Here is a 23,958-nt window from a genome sequence, read left to right as displayed (position 1 = left end):
CTCGAGGCCGGTGCGCTCGGTTCGCTCCTTCCCGGTGGCCGTCCGGTCAGCGACGCCGCCGCCCGCGGTGAGGTCGCCGCGGTCTGGGAGACGTCGGCGCTGCCCGACGCCCCGGCTCGCGACACGGCCGGCATCATCGCGGCGGCCGCCGCGGGCGAGATCGACGCCCTCGTCGTCGGCGGTGTCGATCCCGCCGACCTCGGCCTGGCCGGCGCGTCCGACGCGCTCGCCAAGGCGTTCGTCGTCTCGCTCGAGCTGCGCGAGTCGGCCGTCACCGCAGTCGCCGACGTCGTGCTCCCCGTCGCGGCACAGGCGGAGAAGACCGGCTCCTACGTCAACTGGGAGGGCCGGATCCGGCCCTTCGAGGAGGCGCTGCCCTCGAACGCCGTCAGCGACCACCGTGCGCTCGACATGCTCGCGAGCGAGCTCGGCTTCTTCCTCGAGACCCGGACGCAGCAGGAGATCCACGCCCAGTTCGAGGCCCTCGGGCCGTGGGGCGGCCCGCGCGCCGGTACGTCGGCCGGCGGCGCGCCGTCGGTGGCGGTGGGCGGCGGCCAGGGCGACTTCATCCTCTCGACGTGGGCCACCCTCCTCGACGCCGGCCGGATGCAGGACGGCGAGCCGTTCCTCGCCGGCACGGCACCCAAGGCGGTCGCCCGCCTCTCGGCCGCCTCGGCCACGGGCCTCGGCGTCCTCGACGGCGACGCGGTCACCGTGACCGGCCCGCGGGGCAGCATCACGCTCCCGGCCGCGGTCACCGACGCCATGGTCGACGGGGTCGTCTGGCTGCCGACCAACTCCAAGGACTGTTCCGTTCGCGCGGCGCTCGGCGCTCTCGCCGGTGACCGCGTCGCCGTCACGAAGGGTGGTGCCGCATGAGCCTCAGCACCGCGGCATACGACATCGCGCTCTCGCTGCCGGCCGGCGTGACGGGCCTCGCGCCCGCCAACGACAACCCGGTCGCCGACTTCAGCGACACCCCGTGGTGGGTCGCGCTGATCAAGGCCGTCGGCGTCTTCGTCTACCTGCTGCTCTCGACGCTCCTCGTCATCTGGTTCGAGCGACGCGTCATCGGCCGCATGCAGCAGCGTCCCGGCCCCAACCGCAACGGCCCGTTCGGTCTGCTCCAGACCCTCGCCGACGGCATGAAGTCCATGCTCAAGGAAGACATCACGCCGGCCAACGCCGACCGGATCGTCTACACGACGGCGCCGCTCATCGCCGCGACGATGGCCTTCGTGTCGTTCGCGATCATCCCGCTCGGCGGCACGGTGTCGATCTTCGGCCACGAGACGCCGCTCCAGATCACCGACGTGCCCGTCGCGGTGCTCCTCGTCCTCGCGGTGGCCTCGGTCGGCGTCTACGGCATCGTCCTCGCCGGCTGGAGCTCGGGCTCGACCTACCCGCTCCTCGGTGGCCTGCGCTCGACCGCCCAGGTCATCAGCTACGAGATCGCCATGGGGCTGTCGCTCGTCGCGATCTTCCTCTACAGCGGCTCGATGTCGACCTCGCAGATCGTCGCCGCGCAGAGCTCGCTCTGGTACATCCTCCCCGCGTTCTTCTCCTTCGCCGTCTACGTCATCACGATGGTCGGCGAGACCAACCGTCTGCCGTTCGACCTCGCCGAGGGTGAGGGCGAGCTGACCGGTGGCTTCCACACCGAGTACTCCGCGATGCGCTTCGCCATGTTCTACCTCGGCGAGTACGTCAACATGTTCACCGTCTCGGCCCTCGCCACGACGATGTTCCTCGGTGGCTGGCAGGCGCCGCCCTTCATCGCCGCGATCGGCGACGGCGCCCTCAACGGCGGCTGGTGGGGCCTGCTCTGGTTCACCATCAAGCTCTGGATGTTCATGTTCTTCTTCGTGTGGCTGCGCGGCTCGCTGCCCCGCGTCCGCTACGACCAGTTCATGCGCTTCGGCTGGCGCTTCCTCATCCCGATCACCCTCGCGTGGGTGGTGGCCGTCGCCTTCATCCGCGGAGCGCAGCTCGGCTTCCTCGGCCAGGGCACGTTCACGATCGGGGGGCGCGAGCTGTCGGTCGCGACGGTCGTCATCGTCAGCATCGTCGCCGTCATCGCCCTCGCCGCCGCGTGGATCTGGGACGACAAGCGTGCCGAGCGCGAGGCCGCGGCGGAGTTCAACCCGCCGGAGGAGATCGACCCCTTCGAGGGCGGCTTCCCCGTTCCTCCGCTGCCCGGCCAGCGACTTCGTGAGCCGAGCGGCCTCGCGGTAGGCTCCGGGGCCGCGTCCCGAGAGCCCGTGACCTCGAGCGTCACCTCGACCCTGACCTCGAGCCCCGTCAAGGAGGAGACCCATGGCTGACGACTCCGTCAGCAAGGACGTCCGCAAGGCCTCGGCCTCGGGCGCCCCCAAGAAGAAGAGCGCGCTGTCCGAGCTCTTCGCCCCGGTCGCCGGCTTCGGCGTCTCGTTCTCGACGATGTTCCGCAAGGTCGCGACCGAGGAGTACCCCGAGAAGCCGCGCCCGACGGCGCCGCGCTTCCACGGGCGCCACCAGCTCAACCGGCACCCCGACGGGCTCGAGAAGTGCGTCGGCTGCGAGCTCTGTGCCTGGGCCTGTCCGGCCGACGCGATCCTCGTCGAGGGCGCCGACAACGACGACACGCCAGGCGGCGCCGGCCGTTTCAGCCCCGGTGAGCGCTACGGCCGCGTCTACCAGATCAACTACCTGCGCTGCATCTTCTGCGGCCTGTGCATCGAGGCCTGCCCGACGCGCGCCCTGACGATGACCAACTTCTACGAGCTGGCCGACAACGACCGGGGCAAGCTGATCTTCACCAAGGACCAGCTCCTCGCCCCGCTCCAGGAGGGCATGCTCCCGCCGCCGTTCCCGATGGCCGACGGCATGGAGGAGCGCGACTACTACCAGGGCAAGGTCACCGCGGCGACCGACTCCCAGCGCACCTACGTCGACGCGCGGGACGCGAGCGAGGACGCGGAGGCCCACGCGGCCGCACACGACTCCGACGCGTCCGGCAACGTCGGCGCTGCGCTGCCGGGTGAGCACGATGTCGTCCACGCGACCCACCCCACCGCCGCCGCCACCCGCGAAGGAGCGAACCCGTGACCTCCACCGCCGAAGCCGTCGGCTTCTGGTTGCTCGCACCGATCGCCGTGATCGCCTCGCTCGGGCTGCTCTTCGCCCGCAAGGCGGTCCACGCGGCCATCGGGATGGCCGTCGTCATGATCATCCTCGGCGTCTTCTACATCATGCAGAAGGCCGACTTCCTCGGCGTCGTCCAGGTGTTCGTCTACACCGGCGCGGTCATGATGCTCTTCCTCTTCGTCCTGATGCTTGTCGGCGTCGACTCGTCCGACTCGATCGTCGAGACGATCAAGGGCCAGCGCTGGGCCTCGTTCCTGCTCGTCATCGGCCTCGCCGGCGTCCTCTTCTTCACGCTCGGCACGGTCATCCTCGACGAGTCGACGGTCCAGTCCGGCCTCGACAAGGTGGTCGAGACCAACAAGACCACCGGCAACGTGACCGGCATCGCCGAGCTCATCTTCGGCCAGTACGTCTGGATCTTCGAGATCACGTCCGCGCTGCTCATCACGGCCGCCCTCGGCGCGATGGTCCTCGCCCACCGCGAGCGCCTCACCCCGCGGGTGACGCAGGCGCAGTGGGCGGCGCGCCGCGTCCACCAGAACAAGAACGTCGCCGGCCTCCCTGTGCCCGGTGTCTACGCCCGCCACAACGCGGTGGACACGCCGGCCCTGCTGCCCGACGGGACTCCGAGCGACCTGTCGGTCTCGCGCGTCCTCGTCTCACGCGACCAGGTCGCTACGACCACGGCGTTGCAGGACGTCGAGCGCCACATGGAGAACGAGATCGAGGAGGGGCGCGCCAAGTGAGCCCGATGCACTACGTCTACCTGGCGGTGATCCTCTTCTCCATCGGGGCCGCCACCGTCCTCGTCCGACGCAACGCGATCATCGTCTTCATGGGTGTCGAGCTCATGCTCAACGCGACCAACCTCGCCCTCGTGACCTTCTCGCGCATGCACGGCGCCCTCGACGGGCAGGTCATGGCCCTGTTCGTCATGGTCGTCGCGGCGGCCGAGGTCGTCGTCGGCCTCGCCATCATCATGGCGATCTTCCGTGCCCGCCGGTCGGCCTCGGTCGACGACGCCAACCTGCTGAAGCTGTAAGGAGCGCCAGGCACATGCACACTGGCATGGGATCACTCGCCCACACCGTCGGCACGTATGCCGCTGGCCTCGCCGCGCACGAAGGCGAGGCTCACGCGGCGACGGGCTTCACGGCATACGCGTGGCTGCTCGTCGCGCTCCCGCTCGCGGGCGCCACGATGCTGCTGCTCGGCGGGCGCCGCACCGACAAGTTCGGTCCCGTCGTGGCGACGGCCCTCTCGTGGGCCGCGTTCGTCGTCGGGGCGATCATCTTCGTCGAGATGCTCGGCCGCGGGGCGGACAGCCGCGCCCAGAACGTCACGCTCTACGAGTGGGTCACCGCGGGCACCTTCAAGCTGAGCGCGGGGATGCTCGTCGACCAGCTGTCGATGGTCTTCGTCCTGCTCGTCACGTTCGTCGGGTCGCTCATCCACGTCTACTCGCTCGGCTACATGGAGCACGACCCCGACAAGCGGCGGTTCTTCGCCTACCTCAACCTCTTCGTCGGGGCGATGCTCCTGCTCGTCCTCGCCAACAGCTACCTGCTCCTCTACGTCGGCTGGGAGGGCGTCGGACTCGCGTCCTACCTGCTCATCGGCTTCTGGAACTGGAACCCGGCCTACGCGACCGCGGCCAACAAGGCCTTCGTCGTCAACCGGGTCGGTGACTTCGGGCTGACCGTCGCGCTCATGCTGATGTTCTTCCACTTCGGCGCGGTCGACTTCCAGACGGTGCTCGGCAAGTCCGCGGCGCTGACCGGCGCCAACCAGGGCTTCATGACCGCGATGGGGCTCATGCTCCTGCTCGGAGCCTGCGGCAAGTCCGCCCAGTTCCCGCTGCAGAGCTGGCTCGGTGACGCCATGGCCGGCCCGACGCCCGTCTCGGCGCTCATCCACGCGGCAACGATGGTCACCGCCGGTGTCTACCTCATCGTGCGCTCGGCGCCGATCTTCGAGGCGGCCCCGACCGCCCAGCTCGTCGTCGTCATCGTCGGCGCGATCACCCTGCTCTTCGGGGCGATCGTCGGCTGCGCGAAGGACGACATCAAGAAGGCCCTCGCGGCCTCGACGATGAGCCAGATCGGCTACATGATGCTTGCGGCCGGTCTCGGCCCCGTCGGCTACGCGTTCGCGATCTTCCACCTGCTCACGCACGGCTTCTTCAAGGCCGGGATGTTCCTCGGTGCCGGGTCGGTCATGCACGGGATGAACGACAAGGTCGACATGCGCCGCTTCGGCGGCCTCTCGGGCGCCATGAAGATCACGTGGGCGACGTTCGGTCTCGGCTGGCTCGCGATCCTCGGCGTCCCGCCGTTCTCCGGCTACTGGTCGAAGGACAAGATCATCGAGGCGGCCTTCATCGGTGAGGGCTGGCGGCCCTGGGTCTTCGGTGGCGCCGCCCTGATCGGCGCCGGGATCACCGCCTTCTACATGTCGCGCCTGTTCTTCATGACCTTCCACGGCAAGAAGCGCTGGGACGCCGACGACCACCCGCACGAGTCGCCGCGGATCATGACGGTCCCGATGATCGTCCTCGCGGTCGGTTCGGCCTTCCTCGGCCTCATCCTCAGCTGGAACGACATGTTCGTCTCCTGGCTCGAGCCGGTCACCGGCGCCGAGCCCGAGGGCGCCCACCCGGTGGTCCCGGTCCCGCTCCTGCTGACGTTGACGCTCCTCCTCGTCGCCGGCGGTGTCTTCCTCGCCTGGATGCGCTACTGGCGTGACGACGTCCCGGTCACGGCCCCCGCCGGCAGCCTGGTCACCCAGGCGGCCCGCAAGGACCTCTACCAGGACCAGGTCAACGAGGCCCTCCTCATGCGGCCCGGCATCCACCTGACCCGATCGCTCGTCTTCGCGGACAGCAAGGGTGTCGACGGTGCCGTCGGCGGCCTCGCAGCCCTCGTCGGCGGGACCTCGTCCCGCCTGCGCAAGCTCCAGAACGGCTTCGCGCGTTCCTATGCCCTGACGATGCTTGCCGGTGTCGTCGCCATCCTCGGTGCACTGTGGGTGATTTCCTGATGACCGAAATGTCCACCGTCCCCTGGCTGACGATCACCGGCCTGATCCCGCTCGTCGGTGCGCTCGTCGTCGCCTTCGTCCCGGGCACAGTCGAGAACGCCAAGCGACTCGCGCTCGGCTTCTCGGTCCTGGCGCTCGTCGTCGGGATCGTCGCCGCCACCCAGTACGACCCGAGCTCGACCAAGCAGTTCCAGCTCGGTGAGCAGGTGTCGTGGATCCCGCAGTTCGGGGTCTCCTACTCCCTCGGCGTCGACGGCCTCGCGCTCGTGCTCATCCTCATGTCGCTCGTGCTCACTCCCGTCTGCCTGCTGGCGGCGTGGCACGACGTCCCCGAGGAGGCCGGACCCCAGGGCGGCCGCCGCACCAAGGCGTACTTCGCCCTGCTGCTCGTCCTCGAGACGTTCATGGTCGGGGTCTTCGCCGCGACCGACGTCTTCCTCTTCTACGTCTTCTTCGAGGCGATGCTCATCCCCGTCTACTTCCTCATCGGTCGCTTCGGCGGACCGCGCAGGCAGTACGCCGCGATGAAGTTCCTCCTCTTCTCGCTCGCCGGCGGGCTCATAATGCTCGTCGCCGTCATCGCCCTCTACCTGCAGGGACCGGGTGGCACCGACGGCTTCCTCATCGAGAAGCTGACCGGCCTGTCGATCGACCCGACGACGGAGCGCCTGCTCTTCGTGGGCTTCTTCCTCGCCTTCGCGGTCAAGGCGCCGATGGTGCCGTTCCACACCTGGCTGCCCGACGCGGCGACCGAGTCGACCCCGGCCACGGCGACCCTTCTCGTCGGCGTGCTCGACAAGGTGGGCACGTTCGGGATGATCCGCTTCTGCCTCCAGCTCTTCCCGGAGGCGAGCAAGTGGGCGACCCCGGTCGTCATCGCCCTCGCGGTGATCTCGGTCCTCTACGGCGCGCTCCTCGCGATCGGCCAGACCGACATGATGCGCCTGATCTCCTTCACGTCGATCAGCCACTTCGGCTTCATCGTGCTCGGCATCTTCGCCTTCACGAGCACCGGTGGCGCGGGCTCCTCGCTCTACATGCTCAACCATGGGTTCTCGACGGCGGCGCTCTTCCTCTTCGCGGCGATGCTCGTGCACCGGCGTGGGAGCAAGCGGATCCCCGACTTCGGTGGCTGGCAGCGCGTCACGCCGGGCCTCGCCGGGATCTTCCTCGTCGCGGGCCTGTCCGGCCTCGCCCTGCCTGGCCTCTCGAGCTTCATCTCCGAGTTCCTCGTCCTCGTCGGCAGCTTCCCGACGCAGCCTGTCGCTGCCGTCGTCGGGGCGACGGGCAGCATCCTCGCGGCGCTCTACATCCTGCTCATGTACAAGCGGATGATGACCGGCCCCAAGCCCGATGGTCTCGCGGGGGTCCGTGACCTCTCCCTGCGCGAGAAGGTCGTCGCTGCGCCGATCCTGGCGACGTTCCTCGTCCTCGGGTTCTTCCCCAACATCGCTCTGCACGTGATCAACCCGGCCGTCGACAAGTCCCTGTCGTACGTCCACACCGACTCCGCGGTCACCCCCGCGGCTGAAGGGAGCACGAAGTGACCGCCGTCGCTCCGGCCGCGTTCCAGCAGTCGAACGTCGACTACGTCGCGATCCTGCCGATGCTCATCGTCGCCTCGGCGGCGCTGGTCGGTGTGCTCGTCGAGGCGTTCGCGCCCCGCCGGCGCAGGCACGTCATCCAGGTCAGCCTCGCGGTCGTCGGCCTGCTCGCGGCGTTCGCCGCGGTCGTCTGGGTCGCGGTCGACCCCAACAAGGTGGGCCACAAGGGCCTGACGATGGGCTTCACCGACGGCACGACCAACCACAGCGTCTTCGCCCTCGCCATCGACGGCCCCGCCCTGTTCATGCAGGGTTCGATCGTCCTCATGGGAGTCCTCGGCATCCTGACGATGGCCGAGCGCTTCGGCGGGGTGGGTCCCGACGCCTTCACGCCGAGCGGCGCCTCGACGCCGGGCTCGGCGAGCGAGTCCGCAGCGGCCCGTGCGGGTGCCCTCACGTCCGAGGTCTTCCCGCTGACGATGTTCGCGATCTTCGGCATGATGATCTTCCCGACGACGAACGACCTCATCGGCATGTTCGTCGCCCTCGAGGTCCTGTCGCTGCCGCTCTACATCCTCTCGGGCCTCGCGCGTCGTCGCCGCCTGCTCTCGCAGGAGGCCTCGCTCAAGTACTTCCTCCTCGGCGCGTTCAGCTCGGCGTTCTTCCTCTTCGGGACCGCCCTGCTCTACGGCTACGCCGGCTCGGTCTACTTCGGCGACCTCAGCAAGGCCGTCGCGACCGGCCCGCTCGCCATGAACGGGCTGCTCCTGCCGGGTGCGTTCCTCGTCTTCGTCGGCCTGCTCTTCAAGGTCGGTGCGGTGCCGTTCCACGCCTGGACGCCTGACGTCTACCAGGGCGCCCCGACACCGGTCACGGGCTTCATGGCCGCCTGCACCAAGGCGGCCGCGTTCGGCGCGATCCTGCGCCTCGCCTACGTCGGCCTCGACACGGCCCGCTGGGAGTGGACCAACGCCGTCGTCATCGTCGCGATCCTGACGATGGTCGTCGGTTCCGTCCTCTCCGTGACGCAGACCGACATGAAGAGGCTGCTCGCCTACTCCTCGATCGCCCACGCCGGGTTCATCCTCGTCGGCGTGCTCGCGTTCGACCGGAAGGGCGTCGGAGCGGTCCTCTTCTACCTCGTCGCCTACGGCTTCTCGACCATCGCGGCCTTCGGGATCGTCTCGCTCGTGCGCCAGAACGGCGGCGAGGCGACCCACCTGTCCCAGTGGGCGGGCCTCGGCAAGCGCTACCCGCTCACAGCAGGCGCGTTCGCGTTCCTCATGCTCGCCTTTGCCGGCATCCCGCTGACCTCGGGCTTCGTCTCGAAGTTCGGCGTCTTCTCCGCCGCGATCGGCACCGGCGGCGCGACGGGCACGACGCTCGCCGTCATCGGCGTCGTCTGCAGCGCGATCACGGTGTTCGTCTACGCCCGGGTCATCGTCCTGATGTTCTTCAGCGACGCACCCGACGACGCCGTCGAGGTCGTCACGCCGTCCATGGCCACGACGTTCTCGATCGCGATCGGGACGTTGATCACGCTCGCCCTCGGAGTCCTCCCGTCGTCGCTGCTCGACCTCGCGGACCGCGCATCACAGTTCGTCCGCTGACGCGGGCGCAGAGTTCAGGAAGCCCATGACGATGCACGCCACTCCGCCGGTCCTCACCATCCCGGGGGCCACGCCGGAGCTGACCGCCCGCCTGCAGGACGGGCTGGTCCGGGTCGACGACCTCCTGCGCGAGGTCGTCGACCACGACGACCCGTTCATCGCCCAGGCATCGGGACACCTCGCCGCCGCCGGTGGCAAGCGCTTCCGCCCGCTGCTCACGCTCCTCGCTGCAGAGCTCACCGACGGCATCAACGACGACGTCGTGCGGGCCGCCACCGGTGTCGAGCTGACCCACCTGGCCTCGCTCTACCACGACGACGTCATGGACGAGGCCGACGTGCGTCGCGGGGTGCCGTCGGCCAACATCGCCTACGACAACTCGACGGCGATCCTCATCGGGGACCTGCTCTTCGGCAAGGCGTCCGAGCTGATCGCCGGACTCGGCGCCGAGGCGGTGCTCATCCAGGCGCAGACCTTCGTCCGGCTCTGTGCGGGTCAGATCCGCGACGACCGGGGCTGTCCCGAGGGCGTCGACCCGGTCGACTACTACCTCGACGTGCTGGCCGACAAGACGGGCGTGCTCATCGCGACCGCCGGTCGCTACGGCGCGATGTTCAGCGGCGGGTCCGCCGAGACGGTCGAGATCATGCGCTCCTACGGCGAGAAGGTCGGGATCGCCTTCCAGCTCGCCGACGACCTCATCGACATCGCGTCCCAGGCCGACGAGACGGGCAAGACGCCGGGGACCGACCTGCGCGAGGGCGTCGACACGCTGGCCATCCTCCGGGCCAAGGCCTCGACCGACCCGGGCGACGCGCGACTGCTCGAGCTCCTCGCGGCCGACCTCACCCACGACGACGCCGGGGTCACCGAGGCGCTCGCCCTCCTGCGTGCACACCCTGCCCTCGAGCAGGCCCGTGAGGAGACGTATGCCGTCGCGCGGGCCGCGCAGGAGCTGCTCGACCCGTTGCCCGACAGTCCGGCGAAGTCGGCCCTGCAGGCCCTCGCGATGTCTGTCGTCGACCGCGTCGGCTGAGCCGGCGCGCCAGACCGGGTGACCCGGCGGCATATGGACGCAGTGGGGCAGACGGGACAGGTGACCGTCGGTAAGGTGCCCTCATGCCCCGCCGCCACCTCGCGCCCGTCGCCGCGCGCCTGAGCTCCGCGACGGCGCACCTGCCGGCGCCGCTCGCCGTCGTCGACGTCGAGGCGTTCGACGCGAACGCCGCCCTTCTCGTCCAGCGCGCCCACGGCCTGCCGATCCGGCTGGCGACGAAGTCGCTGCGGAGCCGCCCGCTCATCGAGCGGGCGCTCGGGCATCCCGGGTTCGACGGGCTCATGTGCTACTCGCTCCGTGAGGCGATCTGGTGGGCGAGGTCCGGCCGGTCGAACATCATGGTCGCCTACCCGAGCGTCGACGTCCCCGCCCTCACCGAGCTCGCCGGCGACCCGGCGCTCGTCGCAGCGGTCGCCGTGATGATCGACAGCGTCGAGCACGTGGACTTCATCGCCCGCGAGGTCGACCGGCCCGCCGGGCTGCGGGTCGCGGTCGATGTCGACGCCTCGCTCCGGATCGGCCCGGCACACCTCGGCGTGCGCCGGTCACCGCTGCGCACCCCCGCCGACGTCGAGGCGGTCATCCGCCGCGCGCAGGAGCGCGGCCTCGTCGTCGCGGGCCTCATGTTCTACGACGCGCAGATCGCGGGGCTGCCCGACTCGTCCGTGGCCGTCCGTCAGGTCAAGGCCCGCTCCCACCGCGAGCTGCTCGGCCGCCGGGCCGAGATCGTCAGTGCCGCACGGTCGCTCGCCGACCTCGACTTCGTCAACGGGGGTGGCACGGGCAGCCTCCACGTCACCGGGATCGACCCCTCGTTGACCGAGCTCGCGGCCGGCTCCGGACTCTACGCACCGACGCTCTTCGACGGCTACGACGGCCTCGACCTCGAGCCCGCGGCCTTCTTCGGCACTCCCGTCGTCCGGCGCCCGGCCCCGGGCATCGTCACGACCTACAGCGGCGGCTACGTCGCCTCGGGGCCCCCCGGCTGGTCGCGTGTCCCGACACCGCTCGCGGAGCAGGGGCTCGAGCTCATCCGCACCGAGGGCACGGGCGAGGTCCAGACCCCGCTCCGGGGATCCGCGGCTGATCCCCTCTCCCTGGGTGATCGGGTATGGTTCCGGCACGCCAAGGCGGGGGAGCTGGCCGAGCGTTTCACCGAGTTCGTCCTGGTCGCGGGCGAAGAGACCCTCGGGACCGCCGCGACCTACCGTGGGGAAGGGCAGTGCTTTGGCTGAGATCGTCCGAGCCGTCGAGTGGTCCAACTGGGCGCACACCGAGTCGACGAGGATGGCACGCATCGCGACACCGCGCAGCGAGGCGGAGGTCGCCGAGGAGGTGCAGCGGGCCGCAGCCCGCGGCCTGCGGGTCAAGGCCGTAGGGGCCGGCCACTCGTTCACCGGGGTGGCGGTGACCGACGGTGTCCAGCTGCGCCTCGGCGCGCTGAGCGGAGTCACCTCGATCGACGCGACCCGAGGCGAGGCGACCGTGCACGCGGGCACCCCCCTGCACGTGCTCAACGACGAGCTGGCCCAGTTCGGCTTCGCCATGCCCAACCTCGGCGACATCGACCGCCAGAGCCTGGCCGGCGCGACCGGCACCGGCACCCACGGCACGGGCCTGCGCCTCACCGGCCTCTCGGCGGGCATCCGGGCCCTGCGGATCGTCCTCGCTGACGGCTCGGTCGTCGACTGCTCGCCGACCCAGGACCCCGAGCTCTTCCAGGCCGCCCGGCTCGGGCTCGGCGCCCTCGGCATCGTCACCGAGCTGACGATCGCCGTCGTCCCCGCCTTCCTGCTCCATGCGGTCGAGCGCCCGGAGCCGCTCTTCGGGCTCCTCGACCGGCTCGACGAGGAGATCGAGGGCAACGACCACTTCGAGTTCTACTGGTTCCCGCACACCGACCGGACCATGACCAAGCGCAACAACCGCGTCCCCGCCGGCACACCGAAGCAGCCGTTGCCCGCGTGGCGCGAGCGCCTCGACGACGACCTGCTGAGCAACAAGCTCTTCGAGGGTCTCAACCGGCTCGCGACCCGCGTCCCGCGCACGACCCGGCCGATCAACGCCGTGGCCGCCCGGGCCCTCAGCGAGCGCCAGTTCACCGACGTCTCGCACCGGGTCTTCGTCACGGCCCGCGACGTGCGGTTCATGGAGTCGGAGTGGGCCTTCCCGCGGGCCGCCCTGGCCGACGTTCTCCTCGAGCTGCGCGAGTGGGTCAACACCCACGACGAGCTGATCACCTTCCCCGTCGAGTGCCGCGTGGCCGCGCCCGACGACGTGTGGCTGTCGACGGCATACGACCGCGAGAGCGCCTACATCGCGATCCACCGCTACCACCGGCAGGCGCGGGGTGCCTACTTCGCGGCGTTCGAGGCCATCGCGACGAACCACGGCGGCCGGCCGCACTGGGGCAAGCTCCACACGCGCGACGCCGACTACCTCAAGCAGGTCTACCCGCGGTTCGCCGACTTCGTCACCGTGCGTGACCGCGTCGACCCGGAGCGCCGCTTCGGTAACGCCTACCTCGAGCGGGTCCTCGGCTCCTGACCCGGGCCGTATGCCGCTCGGCCGGCTCGGGCCCCTAGGGCTCGCTCGGTTCGGCTCCGGGGGGCCTCGCCATGGAGAGCACGTCGAGAGCCTCGTCGAGCTGCGCCTCGGTCAACCGGCCGGCGGCCACGTGTCCCTGCTCGATGACGACGTCACGGATCGTGCGGCGCTCCCTGACGGCCTGCTTGACGACAGCCGCCGCGGCCTCGTACCCGATGTGGCGGTTGAGCGGCGTGACGATGCTCGGCGAGCTCTCGGCGAGCTCGCGGGCGTGACCGGCCTCGACCGTGATCCCGGCGATGCAGCGGTCGGCGAGCAGTCGTGAGGTCGCGGCGAGCAGGCCGATGGACTCGATGATGTTCTTGGCCATCACCGGCAGCATGACGTTGAGCTCGAAGTTGCCCGCAGCCCCGGCTGTCGTGATCGCGACGTCGTTGCCGATGACCTGGGCGCAGGCCATGAGCGTGGCCTCGGGGATGACGGGGTTGACCTTGCCCGGCATGATGCTCGAACCCGGCTGGAGGTCGGGCAGGTGGATCTCGCCGAGGCCGGTCCGCGGTCCGGAGGACATCCACCGGAGGTCGTTGCAGATCTTCGTGAGGCTGACCGCAACGACCTTGAGGGCCCCCGAGAGCTCGACGACGGCGTCCTGGGAGGACTGCGCCTCGAAGTGGTTGTGGGCCTCGACGAAGGGGATGTCGGTCGCCTGCGCGACCCGGTCGATGACGGCGGCCGCGAACCCCGGCGCCGCGTTGAGCCCGGTCCCGGCCGCCGTCCCGCCGAGCGGCAGCTCGAGGGTCGCCGACGCGGCCCGGGTGACTCGGACGGCGCCGAGCTCGACCTGCCTCCGGTAGCCGCCGAGCTCCTGGCCGAGCGTCACGGGCACGGCGTCCATGAGGTGGGTGCGACCCGCCTTGACCACGTCGGCGAACTCCACCTCCTTGCGGGCGAGCGTGGCCGCGAGGTCGGACAGCGCGGGTACGAGGTCCTCGAGGGTCGCGCGGGTGGCGGCGATCCGCAGCGCGCTCGGGAAGGTGTCGTTGCTCGACTGGCCGGCGTTGACGTGGTCGTTCGGGTGGATGTCGAGGCCCGTCGCGAGGTGGGCCAGCCGGGCGACGACCTCGTTGACGTTCATGTTCGTCGACGTGCCGGACCCGGTCTGGAAGACGTCGACCGGGAAGTGGTCGTCGTGCCGGCCCTCGCTCACCTCGGTCGCCGCGGCGATGATGGCCGCCGCGCGCTCCGCATCGAGGACGCCGAGCTCGGCGTTGACAGCCGCCGCATGGGCCTTGAGCAGGGCGAGGGCGTGGACGACGCCGGGAGGGACCGGCCGCCCGCTGATCGGGAAGTTCTCCACGGCCCGTGCGGTCTGGGCACCCCAGAGGGCGTCTGCCGGCACCTGGACCTCGCCCATCGAGTCGTGCTCGGTCCGGTAAGCCTGCCCTGAGTCGGGCCGCCCCGGCCCCGGGTGCTCCGGGGGTCCCGTCTCCGTCTGCTGGCTCCGTGGCTGGTCGCTCATGGTCCCCATCATGCTCCAGCGTCCCGGCGGGTCGGCCGGATCAGCGTGCAGATCATCTGGCGTCCGGTGCTGCCGGGACGACACCACTCCGCAGTTGATCTGCAGGGTGATCGTCCTGGAGCCGGGCCCGGATCAGCGTGCGGATCATCTGGCGTCCGGTGCTGCCAGGACGACACCACTCCGCAGTTGATCCGCAGGTTGATCGGGCCTGGAGCCGCCGATACCGCCCAAAGGCACGACGGCGCGACCTCAACGGCCAGAGGATCGAGAATTCCCGAGGCCTTTCGGTCGACCAAGGGCCCGAGTAGGCGGACTCTGGTAGAGGCCGCCTGCGCACACCTGCGCCGACGACCTCCCGACCAACCGAGGAGGAGTCATGGGTCACCCCCGTTTCCTGCCCGCGGTCTTGGCGAGCGTCGCACTGGCGTTCACCGGGGCAGCGGTAGCCGCGGCAGTGCCACCGCCGCCACCAACGGACGTTCGCGTCTCCGTCGACAGTCCAGTCACCCCGTTCTCGCAGAACAAGCAGAACGAGCCCGCGGTCGCCGTCGACGCGCACGACCCGAGCATGGTGGTCGCCGGGTCGAACGACGAGATCGACGAGGAGTCGTGCGCGGCCGGCAACCCGGCGACCTGCCCCTTCACCGACGGAGTCGGGGTGTCCGGTGTCTACTTCTCGTTCACGGGCGGGTCGTCATGGACCCAGCCGACGTACCAGGGCTACTCGGCGCGCCTGTGCCTGGGGCCCGCGGTCTGCACGCCGACGGTCGGCTCGATCGGCACCCTGCCGAAGTACTACGAGAACGGCCTGGTCTCAGACGGTGACCCGGCGGTCGCCTTCGGGCCGCGTCCGAACGGCGACGGGACGTTCTCGTGGGGCAACGGCTCGCGCCTCTACTACGCGAACCTGACCTCGAACTTCCCCAGCTCGGCCACCTTCAAGGGCTTCGAGGCCATCGGCGTCTCGACGACGGACGACCCGCACGCCGCAGCCGCCAACCAGGCCTCCGCGTGGACCGCGCCGGTCCTCATCTCCAAGCAGTCGTCGACCACCTTCTCCGACAAGGAGCAGATCTGGGCCGACAACGCCGAGTCGAGCCGGTTCTTCGGCAACGTCTACGTGTGCTGGGCGTCGTTCCGGAGCAACACGCTCACGGGCCGGGCCCTGCCCACCCCACTCATCGTCGCGAGGTCGACGGACGGCGGCGTGACGTGGACGACCAAGCAGGTCGGGCCGGCCTCCAACAACGGCATCAACCAGCAGGCCGACGGCTGCACGGTCCGCACCGACAGCCGGGGCAACGTCTACGTGTTCGGCGTGGCCGTGCGCGGCGGCCAGTCGTTCCAGGTGATGTACCGCTCGACCAACGGCGGCGCCCAGTGGACGGGCCCGCAGATCGTCGCTCCCGTGACGAGGCCCGGAGTGCTCGACCCCGTGCTCGGCCGACCGACCATGGACGGCATCGCGGGCGCTCGCGCCGACCTGGCGCCCGGACCGAGCGTCGACATCGCCAACGGAGCCCCGACGGGAGCAGACGCCTCCGACCAGATCGTCATGACGTGGTCCGACGGTGCCGACGGTCTCAACAACGAGAAGCTCCTGTGGACGAGCTCGGCCGACGGCGGGGCCTCGTGGTCCACGCCCGCCGCGCTGCCGCTCCAGGCGGGTGACCGGCCGCTCTTCACGGCCCCGGCGCTCTCGCCCGACGGCAAGGACCTCTACGTCGTCGACAACGCCTTCACGACGCCCTACCGGGACAACACGACCGACGACCGAGGGCTCGTGGGCCAGGTGTGGCACGCCAACGTCGTGAGCGGCATACCGAGTGGGTGGACGTCGCTCGACCGCAGCGCGGTCGGGGATCCGCGCGGGACGAGCCAGAACGGGCTGACCGCCGAGTTCCTCGGTGACTACGTCTACGCGAGCGCGACCCGTGACGGTGTGGTCGGCGTGTGGAACGACGCGCAGAACGCCGAGCACTGCACGGCGATCGACACCTACCGCGCCTCGCTGTACACGTCGTCGCCGATCTCACCGCCGGACGTGATCGGCACATGCCCGGCGACGTTCGGCAACAGCGACATCCGGGGCGGGATGTGGGCTGACCCGACGACTCCCTGACGCGTGAGGTGCGCCTGCCCGTGGAGGAGCCCGTATGCGGTTGGGCCGCCTCCCCGGGCAGGCTCACGTCCCGTGCCCTGCTGAGCAGTCAACCTGCACATCATCTGGCGTCTGGTGCTGTTGGGGCGACACCAAGGCACAGATGATCGGCAGGGTGATGCGCGCCGGGATCTGCCTCCAGATCAGCGCGGGCAGTCGTCGACGGGGAGGTCGCGGCGGGCCGTCCTCGCGCCGTGCAGGCTGAGCAGCGAGTCGACGGTGAGTACGACGAGGGCGAGCCAGACGATGCCGAACCCGATCCACCGTTCGGCCGGCATCTGCTCGCCGAGCAGCACCACCGCGCACAGCAGCTGCATCACCGGCGTGATGAACTGGATGAGCCCGATCGTGACGAGCGGGATGCGCCGGGCGGCCGCCGCGAAGCACAGCAGCGGCAGCGCCGTCACGACGCCCGAGAGGACGAGCAGCGTCGTGTGGGTGGCGCCGTGCTGGCCGAACGCGAGCCCGGAGCCCGCGCCCACGACGAGCAGGATGACGACCGCCGCAGGGGCGAGGACGACGGTCTCGACGGTCAGTCCGTGCAGGGCCTCGAGGGAGACGCCGATCTTCTTCTTCGTGAGTCCGTAGAGCGCGAACGTCAGGGCCAGCGTCAGCGCGATCCACGGCACGCGCCCGCCGGCCACCGCGAGGTAGACCCCGGCGACGACGCCGATGCCGACCGCGACCCACTGGAGCACGCGCAGTCGCTCGCGCAGCACGATGACCCCGAGCGCCACCGTGACGAGCGGGTTGAGGAAGTAGCCGAGCGCCGCCTCGCTCGTGTTGCCGGCCGTGACGGCGCCGACGTAGACGACCCAGTTGACGGCGATGAGCACGGCCGCGACCGCGGTCCCCCCGAGCAGCCGGGGCCGCCCGAGCAGCGGCCGGACCCAGCCCACGTCGCGCCGGACGGCCAGCAGCAGGAGGCAGAAGAGGAGGGTCCACAGGATGCGGTTGGCGAGGATCTCCCACGCCCCGGCCGGCTTGAGCGCGTCGAAGTAGAGGGGGAAGAGCCCCCACATCCCGTATGCCGCGAGGCCGAGGAGCGTCCCTCGGCCCACCTCATGCGTCGGTGAGGTCTGCGAGGACCTCGGTGCGCTCAGGGTGTCGCGGGCCGTCACCCTCCCACGGTCCAGGTGTCCCTGCCGGCCAGGAGGGCGTCGATGTCGGCGTCGGTGACCTCGACGGTACGGGCCGAGGCGACCTGCTCGCGCAGCGCGTCGTCGTAGGTCGGCCGCGCGACGTCGCGGAAGACGCCCATGGGCACGTGCGCGAGATCGGGGCTGTCGAGCCGCGACAGGGCGAAGGCCGCCGACGGGTCCTGCGCGGCGACGTCGTGGACGACGATCCGGGACGGGTCGGCCTCGACGCGAGGGACGAGCGAGAGCGCGCCCCGGTCGTCCCTGACGACGACCCGGTCGCCGGCAGCGACCTCCTGGCCGTCGACGAGGTGCAGGATGCGAGCCTCGGCCTGGGTGCGGTCCTTCAGCACGTCGAAGACGCCGTCGTTGAAGATCGGGCAGTTCTGGTAGATCTCGACGAGCGCCGAGCCCCGGTGCTCCGCGGCCGCCCGCAGCACGGACGTGAGGTGCTGTCGGTCGGAGTCCATGGTCCGGGCGACGAAGCTCGCCTCCGCGCCGAGCGCGAGCGACACCGGGTTGAACGGCGTGTCGAGGGAGCCGAGCGGCGTCGACTTCGTCACCTGGCCGACGCGCGAGGTGGGGGAGTACTGGCCCTTGGTCAGGCCGTAGATCTCGTTGTTGAAGAGCAGGATCGTCAGGTTGACGTTGCGGCGCAGCGCGTGGATGAGGTGGTTGCCGCCGATCGAGAGGGCGTCGCCGTCACCGGTGACGACCCAGACGGACAGGTCCTCGCGGGTCGCGGCGAGGCCCGTCGCGATGGCGGGGGCACGGCCGTGGATCGAGTGCATGCCGTAGGTGTCGAGGTAGTAGGGGAAGCGCGACGAGCAGCCGATCCCGGACACGAAGACGATGTTCTCGCGCTTCAGCCCGAGCTCGGGCAGGAAGCCCTGGACGGCGGCGAGGATCGCGTAGTCACCGCACCCGGGGCACCAGCGGACCTCCTGGTCGGACGTGAAGTCCTTCTTCGTCAGGGCCTGCCCCGCCTCGAGCAGGGGGACCGAGCCCGTGCCCGACTCGGCGTCGGCGGGGAGCAGGTGGAGCGGCATACGGAGATCGGTGGTCATGCGGAGGCCTCCTTGACGGCCTGGGAGATGACGTCCGCCAGCTCGGCTGCCTGGAACGGCAGGCCGCGCACCGATGTGTGCGAGCGGGCGTCGACGAGGTACTTCGCGCGGAGCAGCATCGCGAGCTGGCCGAGGTTCATCTCGGGCACGATGACACGGTCGTAGCGGCGCAGGACCTCGCCCGTGTTGGCGGGGAACGGGTTGAGGTGACGCAGGTGGGCCTGGGCCACCCGGGCGCCGGCGCCGCGAGCCAGGCGCACGGCGGCGGCGATCGGGCCGTACGTCGAGCCCCAGCCCACCACGAGGACCTTCGCCTCGCCCGACGGGTCCTCGACCTCGAGCGGTGGGATCGTCGCGGCGATGCCGTCGATCTTGGCCTGGCGCAGGCGCGTCATGCGGTCGTGGTTGTCGGGGTCGTAGGAGATGTTGCCGGTGACGTCGGCCTTCTCGATGCCGCCGATCCGGTGCTCGAGGCCCGCGGTGCCGGGGATGGCCCAGGGGCGGGCCAGCGTCTCCGGGTCGCGCTGGTAGGGGTGGAAGACCGGCGCACCGTCCGCGTTGACCGCGTTGGGCTCCGACGCGAACTCGACCGAGAGGTCGGGCAGCGCGGCCGTGCTGGGCAGCCGCCACGGCTCTGAACCGTTGGCGAGGTAGCCGTCGGACAGCACGATGACGGGCGTGCGGTACGTCGTCGCGATGCGCACGGCCTCGACGGCGATGTCGAAGCAGTCGGCCGGCGTCGAGGGCGCCACGACCGCGACGGGCGACTCGCCGTTGCGGCCGAAGAGCGCCTGGAGGAGGTCGGCCTGCTCGGTCTTGGTGGGCAGGCCGGTCGAGGGGCCCCCGCGCTGGATGTCGCAGACGACGAGCGGCAGCTCGAGGGAGACGGCCAGGCCGATCGTCTCGGCCTTGAGCGCGAGACCCGGGCCGGAGGTCGTCGTCACGCCGAGCGCGCCGCCGAAGCTCGCGCCGAGCGCGGCGCCGACGCCGGCGATCTCGTCCTCGGCCTGCATCGTGGCGACGCCGTAGCGCTTGAGCCCGGCGAGCGTGTGGAGGATGTCGGACGCCGGCGTGATCGGGTAGGAGCCCAGGAAGAGCGGCAGCCGGGCCCGGTGGGCGGCGGCGACGAGGCCGAGCGACAGGGCCACGTTGCCGGTGACGTTGCGGTAGGTCCCCGGCTCCATCGCGGCCGGAGCCACCTCGTACGAGACCGCGAAGTCCTCGGTCGTCTCCCCGTAGTTGAAGCCGGCGTGGAGCGCCGTCAGGTTGGCCTCGAGGATGTCCGGGTTGTCGGCGAACTTGCTCTTGAGGAAGGCCTCGGTGCCCTCCATCGGCCGCGTGTAGAGCCACGAGAGCAGGCCGAGCGCGAACATGTTCTTCGCGCGCTCCTTCTCCTTGCGCGTCAGGTCGCTGAAGGACGCGAGCGCCTCGACGGCGATCGACGTCAGCGCGACGGGGTGCACGTGGTAGCTCTCGAGGGACCCGTCGTCGACAGGGCTCTGCGCGTAGCCCACCTTGCTCAGGTTGCGCTTGGTGAACTCGTCGGTGTTGACGATGATCGTCGCCCCGCGAGGCAGGTCGCGCAGGTTGGCCTTGAGCGCGGCGGGGTTCATCGCGACGAGGACGTCGGGCGCGTCGCCCGGCGTCAGGACGTTGTGGTCGGCGAAGTGGAGCTGGAAGCTCGACACGCCGGGCAGCGTCCCCTGGGGAGCCCGGATCTCGGCCGGGAAGTTGGGCAGCGTCGACAGGTCGTTGCCGAGCAGTGCCGTCTGGGAGGTGAACCGGTCGCCGGTGAGCTGCATGCCGTCACCGGAGTCCCCGGCGAATCGGATGACCACTCGATCAAGCCGTTGGACCTTTTTGGTGCTCATGCTGTGCGACATCCTCGAAGTTCTCTCGGATTTGCGGCCCGGGGCCCTGTGCGGCGGGCTTTTTCCATGGTATGCCGAGTGGTTTTCAACCGTGGGAGGCTGCCAATTCGTGGACATTCTGTGTCGCGCACGCCACACCGCGGCGCCTCGCGGGCCCGGCCCCTGACGACGACGCCGCGATGCCCGCGTGGCCTCGGTGCCGCCCGCGGTCGGGCATGACTAGGCTGGCCGCCATGTCCGGGTACGTCGCAGTCGCCGCGGTTCTGGGAGCCGGCGTGCTCCTCGTCGCCGCCGCCATGTCCGCGCGACGGCTGCTCGCGCCGCACGCGCCCCTGCCCGCCAAGCTCACGACGTACGAGTCGGGGGTCGACCCCGTCGGCGAGGGCTGGGCGCAGACGAAGGTCCGCTACTTCGTCTTCTCCTTCCTCTACGTCGTCTTCGCGGTCGACGCGATCTACCTCTTCCCGTGGGCGCTCGTCCTGCGCGACGCCGACCTCGGAATGGCGAGCCTCGCCGAGATGGGGGTCTTCATCGGGATCGTCGTGCTCGGCCTGGCCCATGCCGCCCGTCGCGGGTTCCTGAGGTGGGTGTGATGGCCAACGGCCGTGAGATCGACCTGCCCATGCCGACCGTGCGCCACGAGGACATCCGCGTGCGGCTCGGGGCCGTCTCCGAGCACGCCCCCCGACCCATCAAGGTCGTGCTCAACTGGGGTCGGCGCTACTCCCTCTGGGTCTTCAACTTCGGCCTCGCCTGCTGTGCGATCGAGTTCATCGCCGCGTCGATGGGCAGCCACGACTTCATCCGCCTCGGCGTCATTCCCTTCGCGCCAGGGCCGCGCCAGGCCGACCTCATGGTCGTCTCGGGGACCGTCACCGACAAGATGGCTCCGGCGATCCGTCGCCTCTACGACCAGATGCCCGAGCCGAAGTACGTCATCTCCTTCGGTGCCTGCTCCAACTCGGGCGGGCCCTACTGGGACTCGTACTCCGTGACGAAGGGTGTCGACCAGATCGTCCCCGTCGACGTCTACGTCCCGGGCTGCCCGCCGCGCCCCGAGGCACTGCTCCACGGCATCATCCGCCTCCAGGAGCAGATCGCGAGCGAGCGCCTGTCGACCCAGCGGCTTCGCGGGCGGTATGCCGGGTCGCGGGTCGCGAGCGCCGGCGACGTGAGCCGTCCCCTCCTGCGCCGGCCCGCCCCGACCCAGGCGTTCCCGACGGTCCCGGCCGGTCCCACGGCTGCGGGGGGTGGCGAGTGAAGGTCACCGAGGTCCGTGAGGTGCCGTTCGGCGAGTGGTCCTCGACCGTGCTGCACCTGCGCGAGGAGGGCTACCGCTACTTCGACTGGCTCACGGCGGTCGACCAGACCGATGCCGTCGACGACGCGGGCTTCGACCTCGTGTGCCACCTCCTCGACGTCCGCGAGCCCCGCAAGCTCACCTCGGTCCTGCTGCGCACGCGCGTGCCCGACGGGGTCGCCGCGCCCTCGCTGACAGGCATCTTCGCCGGCGCGGCATGGCACGAGCGGGAGACCCACGAGATGTTCGGTGTCGACTTCGACGGCTTCGACGACGGCTCGGGCCTCGGGCTGCGCCCGCTCCTGCTGCCCGAGGGCTTCGAGGGGACGCCACTGCGCAAGTCGTTCGTCCTCGCGGCCCGGGCCTCGAAGCCGTGGCCCGGCGCCAAGGAGCCCGGCGAGGGCCACGAGTCGACGAAGGCGCCCGGCCGGCGTCGCGTCCAGGCGCCCGGCGTCCCCGGGCCCGAGTGGGGTCCCCGAGGAGTCGAGTCATGAGCCCGTGGCTGGAGGTCGTCCTCCGCGCGGCGTCCGTCCTCGCCGCCTTCCTCGTCCTGCCGCTCGTGGTCGGCCAGACGGAGCACAAGGTCATGGCCCACATGCAGGGCCGGCTCGGTCCGATGTATGCCGGTGGGTTCCACGGGTGGGCCCAGCTCGTCGCCGACGGGGTGAAGTTCGTCCAGAAGGAGGACATCACCCCGGCCCGCGCCGACCGCGGGGTCTTCCGACTCGCGCCCGCCGTCGCCCTCATCCCGTACCTCGTCGCGCTCGCCGTCATCCCGCTGTCGCCCACGGTCGTCGGGGCGGACGTCGAGGCGAGCGCCGTCCTCGTCCTCGCCGCGATGGGGGTCGGGATCATCGGCACGCTCATGGCCGGGTGGTCCTCCGCCAACAAGTACTCCCTCCTCGGTGCCATGCGGTCTGCGGCGCAGCTCGTGTCCTACGAGCTGCCGATGGTGCTCGCCGTGGCGTCGGTCGCCCTCGCGGCGGGGTCCCTGTCGCTCGTCGGCATCGCCGAGGCGTGGAACCCGTGGTGGCTGCTCTGGCAGTTCCCGGGCGCCTTCGTCTTCCTCGTCGCGGCACTCGCAGAGCTCCAGCGGCCGCCCTTCGACATGCCCGTCGCCGACTCCGAGATCGTGTTCGGCTCCTACACCGAGTACTCCGGGCTGCGTTTCGCGTTCTTCCTCCTCGCGGAGTACGCCGGCATCGTCGTCATGTCGCTGCTCTTCGCCGTGCTCTACCTCGGCGGGTGGGCCGGGCCCTTCGAGAGTGGGCTCGGCTGGCTCTGGACCCTGCTCAAGGGCTTCGCCGTCGCCGTCGTCGTGATCTGGCTGCGCGTGTCGTGGCCCCGTCTGCGTGAGGACCAGCTCCAGCGTCTCGCCTGGGTCTGGCTCGTCCCGATCGCCCTGCTCCAGCTGGCGATCACTGCTGTAGGAGTGGTGATGACCCGATGAGCGAGCAGCATCGCGCCCGGAGGTCCGGCGGCATACTGCCTGGCCTCGTCAAGGGGCTCGCGACGACGGCGCGCACGCTGACGCGACCCACGCACACGGCGGAGTACCCCGACGTGTCGCCGGCGCTGCCGCCACGGTCTCGGGGCGTCATCGCGCTCACCGAGGAGAACTGCACGTCCTGCATGCTCTGCGCGCGCGAGTGCCCCGACTGGTGCATCTACATCGACTCGCACAAGGAGGAGCTGCCGCCGACGACGCCGGGGGGCCGGGCCCGCCAGCGCAACGTCCTCGACCGGTTCGCCATCGACTTCAGCCTCTGCATGTACTGCGGCATCTGCATCGAGGTGTGCCCCTTCGACGCCCTCCACTGGAGCCCCGAGTTCGAGTACGCCGAGCTCGACATCCGCGACCTCGTCCACGAGAAGGACCGGCTCGGCGCGTGGATGGCGACCGTGCCGCCCCCGGCTGCGCTCGACCCCGGCAGCGCCGAGCCGGCGGAGGTCGCCGCGGCCTCCCGGCCCGCGCGTG

21 protein-coding genes are annotated in these 23,958 nt (G+C 70.5%); 17 read left to right on the top strand and 4 right to left on the bottom strand.

All coding sequences use genetic code 11. The features are described from left to right. The 11 genes from N865_RS18885 to N865_RS18835 all read left to right on the top strand — a co-directional run. The coding region (locus N865_RS18885) for a molybdopterin dinucleotide binding domain-containing protein (protein ID WP_034809407.1) at nucleotides 1-879 on the top strand (879 nt) is incomplete at its 5' end. Next, a complete protein-coding gene (gene nuoH / locus N865_RS18880) occupies nucleotides 876-2,324 on the top strand; it encodes an NADH-quinone oxidoreductase subunit NuoH (protein WP_034809405.1) in 1,449 nt (482 codons plus the stop codon). The genes N865_RS18885 and nuoH (N865_RS18880), both read left to right, overlap by 4 nt. Then, the gene (nuoI, locus tag N865_RS18875; RefSeq protein WP_034809403.1) at nucleotides 2,317-3,087 is read left to right on the top strand and encodes an NADH-quinone oxidoreductase subunit NuoI; all 771 of its coding nucleotides are present in this window, start codon (nucleotides 2,317-2,319) and stop codon (nucleotides 3,085-3,087) included. The genes nuoH (N865_RS18880) and nuoI overlap by 8 nt, the downstream gene beginning before the upstream one ends. Further along, a complete protein-coding gene (locus N865_RS18870) occupies nucleotides 3,084-3,872 on the top strand; it encodes an NADH-quinone oxidoreductase subunit J (protein ID WP_034809401.1) in 789 nt (262 codons plus the stop codon). The genes nuoI and N865_RS18870 overlap by 4 nt, the downstream gene beginning before the upstream one ends. After that, nucleotides 3,869-4,168 carry an NADH-quinone oxidoreductase subunit NuoK gene (nuoK, locus tag N865_RS18865; protein ID WP_034809398.1) on the top strand — a complete coding sequence of 100 codons (300 nt, stop codon included), beginning with the start codon at nucleotides 3,869-3,871 and terminating at the stop codon, nucleotides 4,166-4,168. The genes N865_RS18870 and nuoK overlap by 4 nt, the downstream gene beginning before the upstream one ends. A 26-nt stretch (nucleotides 4,169-4,194) precedes the next feature. Continuing rightward, nucleotides 4,195-6,165 (top strand): NADH-quinone oxidoreductase subunit L, encoded by a 1,971-nt coding sequence (gene nuoL / locus N865_RS18860; RefSeq protein WP_034809395.1) that lies wholly within the window; start codon nucleotides 4,195-4,197, stop codon nucleotides 6,163-6,165. A gap of 8 nt (nucleotides 6,166-6,173) precedes the next feature. Continuing rightward, on the top strand, nucleotides 6,174-7,712 hold the full coding sequence (locus tag N865_RS18855; RefSeq protein ID WP_034809392.1) for an NADH-quinone oxidoreductase subunit M: 1,539 nt from the start codon (nucleotides 6,174-6,176) through the stop codon (nucleotides 7,710-7,712). Then, complete coding sequence (gene nuoN / locus N865_RS18850; protein ID WP_034809389.1) at nucleotides 7,709-9,319, top strand: NADH-quinone oxidoreductase subunit NuoN; 1,611 nt, start codon at nucleotides 7,709-7,711, stop codon at nucleotides 9,317-9,319. Before N865_RS18855 ends, nuoN begins: the two co-directional genes overlap by 4 nt. 25 nt (nucleotides 9,320-9,344) lie before the next feature. Beyond that, nucleotides 9,345-10,355, top strand: coding sequence for a polyprenyl synthetase family protein (locus tag N865_RS18845; protein ID WP_034809386.1), 1,011 nt, complete (start codon nucleotides 9,345-9,347; stop codon nucleotides 10,353-10,355). 83 nt (nucleotides 10,356-10,438) lie between these two features. Next, complete coding sequence (locus N865_RS18840; RefSeq protein ID WP_034809382.1) at nucleotides 10,439-11,611, top strand: type III PLP-dependent enzyme domain-containing protein; 1,173 nt, start codon at nucleotides 10,439-10,441, stop codon at nucleotides 11,609-11,611. Continuing rightward, nucleotides 11,604-12,923, top strand: coding sequence for a D-arabinono-1,4-lactone oxidase (locus N865_RS18835; protein WP_281173517.1), 1,320 nt, complete (start codon nucleotides 11,604-11,606; stop codon nucleotides 12,921-12,923). Before N865_RS18840 ends, N865_RS18835 begins: the two co-directional genes overlap by 8 nt. Before the next feature lie 34 nt (nucleotides 12,924-12,957). Here N865_RS18835 and N865_RS18830 read toward each other — a convergent pair whose 3' ends face one another. After that, a complete protein-coding gene (locus N865_RS18830) occupies nucleotides 12,958-14,442 on the bottom strand; it encodes a class II fumarate hydratase (RefSeq protein ID WP_084328380.1) in 1,485 nt (494 codons plus the stop codon). A gap of 376 nt (nucleotides 14,443-14,818) precedes the next feature. On the opposite strand from N865_RS18830, the gene N865_RS18825 reads away from it, so the two are divergent. Then, nucleotides 14,819-16,564 (top strand): sialidase family protein, encoded by a 1,746-nt coding sequence (locus N865_RS18825; RefSeq protein ID WP_034809379.1) that lies wholly within the window; start codon nucleotides 14,819-14,821, stop codon nucleotides 16,562-16,564. Nucleotides 16,565-16,746: 182 nt separating this feature from the next. Here the strand turns inward: N865_RS18825 and rarD are convergent, their stop codons facing one another. The 3 genes from rarD to N865_RS18810 are packed head-to-tail and all read right to left on the bottom strand — an operon-like array spanning nucleotide 16,747 to nucleotide 20,680. After that, nucleotides 16,747-17,724, bottom strand: coding sequence for an EamA family transporter RarD (gene rarD, locus N865_RS18820; RefSeq protein ID WP_281173516.1), 978 nt, complete (start codon nucleotides 17,722-17,724; stop codon nucleotides 16,747-16,749). Beyond that, nucleotides 17,721-18,809: a 2-oxoacid:ferredoxin oxidoreductase subunit beta gene (locus N865_RS18815; protein WP_034809377.1), complete on the bottom strand. Its 1,089-nt coding sequence runs from the start codon at nucleotides 18,807-18,809 to the stop codon at nucleotides 17,721-17,723. The genes rarD and N865_RS18815 overlap by 4 nt, the downstream gene beginning before the upstream one ends. Further along, nucleotides 18,806-20,680, bottom strand: a complete 1,875-nt coding sequence (locus N865_RS18810) for a 2-oxoacid:acceptor oxidoreductase subunit alpha (protein ID WP_034809375.1) — start codon at nucleotides 20,678-20,680, stop codon at nucleotides 18,806-18,808. Before N865_RS18810 ends, N865_RS18815 begins: the two co-directional genes overlap by 4 nt. Nucleotides 20,681-20,913: 233 nt before the next feature. Between N865_RS18810 and N865_RS18805 the strand changes: the two genes are divergently transcribed. The 5 genes from N865_RS18805 to N865_RS18785 form a co-directional block, all read left to right on the top strand. After that, nucleotides 20,914-21,273, top strand: coding sequence for an NADH-quinone oxidoreductase subunit A (locus N865_RS18805; RefSeq protein WP_034809366.1), 360 nt, complete (start codon nucleotides 20,914-20,916; stop codon nucleotides 21,271-21,273). Then, complete coding sequence (locus tag N865_RS18800) at nucleotides 21,273-21,941, top strand: NADH-quinone oxidoreductase subunit B (protein WP_051511052.1); 669 nt, start codon at nucleotides 21,273-21,275, stop codon at nucleotides 21,939-21,941. Before N865_RS18805 ends, N865_RS18800 begins: the two co-directional genes overlap by 1 nt. Beyond that, nucleotides 21,938-22,474, top strand: coding sequence for an NADH-quinone oxidoreductase subunit C (locus N865_RS18795; RefSeq protein WP_034809364.1), 537 nt, complete (start codon nucleotides 21,938-21,940; stop codon nucleotides 22,472-22,474). The genes N865_RS18800 and N865_RS18795 overlap by 4 nt, the downstream gene beginning before the upstream one ends. Next, nucleotides 22,471-23,430, top strand: a complete 960-nt coding sequence (gene nuoH, locus N865_RS18790) for an NADH-quinone oxidoreductase subunit NuoH (protein ID WP_034809361.1) — start codon at nucleotides 22,471-22,473, stop codon at nucleotides 23,428-23,430. Before N865_RS18795 ends, nuoH (N865_RS18790) begins: the two co-directional genes overlap by 4 nt. Next, nucleotides 23,427-23,958, top strand: a 532-nt coding sequence (locus tag N865_RS18785) for a NuoI/complex I 23 kDa subunit family protein (RefSeq protein ID WP_157557777.1), incomplete at its 3' end; no start/stop codon positions are given. The genes nuoH (N865_RS18790) and N865_RS18785, both read left to right, overlap by 4 nt.

The organism is Intrasporangium oryzae NRRL B-24470, assembly GCF_000576595.1.
Classification (GTDB): Bacteria; Actinomycetota; Actinomycetes; order Actinomycetales; family Dermatophilaceae; genus Intrasporangium_C; species Intrasporangium_C oryzae.
The sequence above is the reverse complement of the archived record's forward strand: the minus strand, read 5'-3'. Positions and strand labels throughout refer to the sequence as shown.

Excerpts from the sequence above, each read along its gene's own strand:
- nuoI (WP_034809403.1), top strand. The coding sequence starts at position 2,317 with ATGGCTGACGACTCCGTCAGCAAGGACGTCCGCAAGGCCTCGGCCTCG.
- N865_RS18855 (WP_034809392.1), top strand. The coding sequence starts at position 6,174 with ATGTCCACCGTCCCCTGGCTGACGATCACCGGCCTGATCCCGCTCGTC.
- N865_RS18815 (WP_034809377.1), bottom strand. The coding sequence starts at position 18,809 with ATGACCACCGATCTCCGTATGCCGCTCCACCTGCTCCCCGCCGACGCC.
- N865_RS18845 (WP_034809386.1), top strand. The coding sequence starts at position 9,345 with ATGACGATGCACGCCACTCCGCCGGTCCTCACCATCCCGGGGGCCACG.
- N865_RS18800 (WP_051511052.1), top strand. The coding sequence starts at position 21,273 with ATGGCCAACGGCCGTGAGATCGACCTGCCCATGCCGACCGTGCGCCAC.
- N865_RS18840 (WP_034809382.1), top strand. The coding sequence starts at position 10,439 with ATGCCCCGCCGCCACCTCGCGCCCGTCGCCGCGCGCCTGAGCTCCGCG.
- nuoH (WP_034809361.1), top strand. The coding sequence starts at position 22,471 with ATGAGCCCGTGGCTGGAGGTCGTCCTCCGCGCGGCGTCCGTCCTCGCC.
- nuoL (WP_034809395.1), top strand. The coding sequence starts at position 4,195 with ATGGGATCACTCGCCCACACCGTCGGCACGTATGCCGCTGGCCTCGCC.
- N865_RS18810 (WP_034809375.1), bottom strand. The coding sequence starts at position 20,680 with ATGAGCACCAAAAAGGTCCAACGGCTTGATCGAGTGGTCATCCGATTC.
- N865_RS18805 (WP_034809366.1), top strand. The coding sequence starts at position 20,914 with ATGTCCGGGTACGTCGCAGTCGCCGCGGTTCTGGGAGCCGGCGTGCTC.
- nuoH (WP_034809405.1), top strand. The coding sequence starts at position 876 with ATGAGCCTCAGCACCGCGGCATACGACATCGCGCTCTCGCTGCCGGCC.
- N865_RS18830 (WP_084328380.1), bottom strand. The coding sequence starts at position 14,442 with ATGAGCGACCAGCCACGGAGCCAGCAGACGGAGACGGGACCCCCGGAG.
- N865_RS18825 (WP_034809379.1), top strand. The coding sequence starts at position 14,819 with ATGGGTCACCCCCGTTTCCTGCCCGCGGTCTTGGCGAGCGTCGCACTG.